Below are 3,198 nucleotides of genomic sequence, written 5' to 3'. Positions count from 1 at the left end.
GGGCGGCCAGCCGTGCGGCGGCGCCCTCGTCGTGCGCGAGCGGCAGCTCGGTGACCGTGGCGTCGGTGTCGCGCAGGGCGGCGCGCACGCCGGCCAGGCGGGGCGCGGAGAACGCCTCCAGGCCGGGCTCTCTCGGGACGACCACGCCGATCCGGCGGCAACCCCGGTCGAAGAGGTGGGCGCCGGCGCTGTGCCCGACGACGTCGTGGTCCATGAGCAGGGTGTGCGCACCGTCGACGGGTTCGGGGCCGAGGGTGACGACGGCCCGCGCCCCGGAGCGTTTGAGCACCTCGACGCCGCGCGGGCTCAGTCCGGAGCCGGGAACCAGGACCGCCACGGGCCTCAGCTCGGCCCAGGCGCGGGCGGCCTCGTCGTCGTGCAGGCCGACGGTGCCGTACTGCACGACCGTGTAGTCGAGGCGGGCGAGGGAGCTCTGGAGGTCGGTGATGAACTGGCTGTAGAGCGGTCCGACGGGGAAGGCGGGCGCGGGCATCAGGACCGTACGGCTGTGTCCGGCGCGCAGGGTGCGGGCCGCCGCGTGCGGCACGTACCCGAGTTCCTTCGCGGCCTCACGGACCCGGCGGCGGGTGGGTTCGCTGATCCGGACGGCGCCGGCGTTGTTCAGGACGTAGGAGACGGTCGCGCGCGAGACGCCGGCCAGGCGGGCCACATCGGCACTCGTGGGTACGGAGCGCGTCGGTGCGGGGGACGCGGGCGCGGGCGTGTTCGTTATCTGCACCATGACGTACGGCATCCTTGCAGAAGCCGTAACCGGGCTGTCGTCCGGGGGAGTTGATACACCGTCAGTGAGCGGGCGCCGGGCCCGTCACCCGGTCGACCAGGTCCAGCCACGCGGACTCCAGCCGCTCCGGCGGCATGCCGCACTGACGTATCAGGTGGTGGATCAGGGCGGGGTCGAGCTGGGCCATCAGCGTGTGGGCGAGGACCTCGCAGTCCGCGTCCGGGACCGCCTCGCGCAGCAGCAGGGTCACGTGATGACGCAGGACGCGACGGGGCGGGCTGGTGAAGCGGCGGCCCGCTTCCGGTTCGGCCGCCAGTTGCAGTTCCAGCTCCTCGGCGGAGCGGCGGAGCATCGCGAGGCCGAAGGCGCGCAGCCGTTCGGCCGGGGGCGCGCCCGGCCCGAGCGGCGGGGGGCCGGTGAGGAAGGCGGCCTGGAACTTCTTCTCGGAGTGGTCGAGGAGGGCGGTGAGCAGACCGGTGCGGTCGCCGAAGCGGCGGAAGACCGTCCCCTTGCCCACGCGGGCCGCCGCCGCGACCTCCTCCATGGTGATGCTGTCGGCCCCGCGCTCGGCCACGAGCAGCGCGGCCGCCTCCAGCAGGCGGGCCCGGTTGCGCGCGGCGTCGGCGCGCAGGCAGGGCTCGTCGGGGTCGATGCCGAGTTGCGGCAACTCCTGCGGCTGTACGGGGTCCTGGGATGCCGGGACGGGCGGCGGCGCGGCGGACATGAAGCCAGCGTAAAGCATCGGGAAGAAACTGGACCGCGGTCCGGTTAAGATGCTACAAACAAGAAACGGACCCCGGTCCGGATTGTTTCGGCAACATTTCAGCGCCCCCTGGAGTTTCCCCATGTCTGTTCGCATCCTCGCCCTCGTCGGCAGCCTTCGCGCCGGTTCGCACAACCGCCAGCTCGCCGAGGCCGCGGTCAAGCTCGCTCCCGCGGGTGCCGATGTGGCGCTCTACGAGGGGCTCGCGGAGATCCCCTTCTACAACGAGGACATCGACGTCGAGGGCGATGTGCCGGCCGCCGCCACCAGGCTGCGCGAGGCCGCCGCGGGCGCCGACGCGCTGCTGCTCTTCACGCCCGAGTACAACGGCACGATGCCGGCCGTCCTGAAGAACGCCATCGACTGGCTGTCCCGCCCCTACGGCGCCGGCGCCATCAGCGGCAAGCCGGTCGTCGTGATCGGTACCGCCTTCGGCCAGTACGGCGGTGTGTGGGCGCACGACGAGGCCCGCAAGTCCGTGGGCATCGCGGGCGGCAAGGTGATCGACGACATCAAGCTCTCCATCCCCGGTTCGGTGACCCGCTTCGCCGAGACCCACCCGGCCGACGACGACGAGGTCGCCGCCCAGCTGACCGAGGCCATCACCCGCCTCCACGGCCTCGCCGGCGAGCCGGCCGCGGCCTGATCGGATCCCGGGGGCGCTGCCCCCGGACCCCCGCTCCTCGAACTCCTCCGGAGGGGCTGGATGCCAGCCCCTCGGGGGTTTGAGGAGCGGGGTCCGGGGCGGAGCCCCGGTTTCGGGACGGGAAGGGGCGGCGGGGGTGAAACCCCCTCACCCGACGCGACGGAACCGGCCCCGTGTCCAAGGGCTCAGGCAGCCGCCGACGCGGACCGCCCGTCACGGTGGATCGGCGTTCGCGAGCCCGTCAGGGGAACGCCCGTGCCGCCCCGACGGGCCGCGACGATCTCCGCCGCGATGGACAGCGCCGTCTCCTCCGGAGTACGCGCACCGAGGTCGAGGCCGATCGGAGAGCGCAGGCGGGCCAGCTCCCGCTCCCCCACGCCCGCCTCCCGCAGCCGCCGCTCCCGGTCGGCGTGGGTGCGCCGGGAACCCATCGCGCCGACGAACGCCACCGGCAGCCCCAGAGCCACCTCCAGCAGCGGTACGTCGAACTTCGCGTCGTGGGTCAGGACGCACAGCACCGTGCGGGCGTCGGTCTCCGTGCCCCGCAGATAGCGGTGCGGCCAGTCGACCACGATCTCGTCGGCCTCCGGGAAACGGGCCCCGGTCGCGAACACGGGCCGCGCGTCGCACACCGTGACGTGGTAGCCGAGGAACTTGCCCACCCGCACCAGCGCCGCCGCGAAGTCGATCGCCCCGAAGACGATCATGCGGGGCGGCGGCACCGAGGACTCCACGAACAGGGTCAGCCCGCCGGGGCAGTACGACCCGTCCTCCTGGACGCGGACCGTGCCGGTGCGGCCGGCCTCCAGCAGGGCCCCGGCCTCCCCGGTCGCCGTCCGGTCCAGCTCGGGAACCCCGCCGAGGCCCCCCTCGTACGACCCGTCCGGGTGGACGAACAGGGCCCTGCCGAGGAGTTCCGCCGGGCCCTCGACGACCCGGGCGAGCGCCCCCGGCCCGCCCCGCAGGACGGCCGACAGCGCAGCCCCGAGCACCTGCCGGGCGGGGGCCCGCCGGCCGACCGGGGTCACCATGATGTCGATGACCCCG

At 74.0% G+C, this 3,198-nt stretch carries 4 protein-coding genes; 1 reads left to right on the top strand and 3 read right to left on the bottom strand.

Translation table 11 applies throughout. The annotated features are described in order from the left end of the window. Positions 1–754, bottom strand: a 754-nt coding sequence (locus B7767_RS35760) for a LacI family DNA-binding transcriptional regulator (protein WP_085575686.1), incomplete at its 3' end; no start/stop codon positions are given. A gap of 49 nt (positions 755–803) precedes the next feature. Beyond that, positions 804–1,466, bottom strand: a complete 663-nt coding sequence (locus B7767_RS35755) for a TetR/AcrR family transcriptional regulator (protein ID WP_085575685.1) — start codon at positions 1,464–1,466, stop codon at positions 804–806. 121 nt (positions 1,467–1,587) lie between these two features. Between B7767_RS35755 and B7767_RS35750 the strand changes: the two genes are divergently transcribed. After that, positions 1,588–2,151, top strand: coding sequence for an NADPH-dependent FMN reductase (locus B7767_RS35750; RefSeq protein WP_085575683.1), 564 nt, complete (start codon positions 1,588–1,590; stop codon positions 2,149–2,151). A gap of 185 nt (positions 2,152–2,336) precedes the next feature. On the opposite strand, the gene B7767_RS35745 is transcribed toward B7767_RS35750, so the two are convergent. Continuing rightward, a partial coding sequence (locus tag B7767_RS35745; RefSeq protein WP_107486514.1) for an XdhC family protein occupies positions 2,337–3,198 on the bottom strand: 862 nt, incomplete at its 5' end.

The sequence above is a fragment of the Streptomyces sp. 13-12-16 genome (genome assembly GCF_002114215.1).
In the GTDB taxonomy this organism is placed as follows: domain Bacteria; phylum Actinomycetota; class Actinomycetes; order Streptomycetales; family Streptomycetaceae; genus Streptomyces.
The sequence above is the reverse complement of the archived record's forward strand: the minus strand, read 5'-3'. Positions and strand labels throughout refer to the sequence as shown.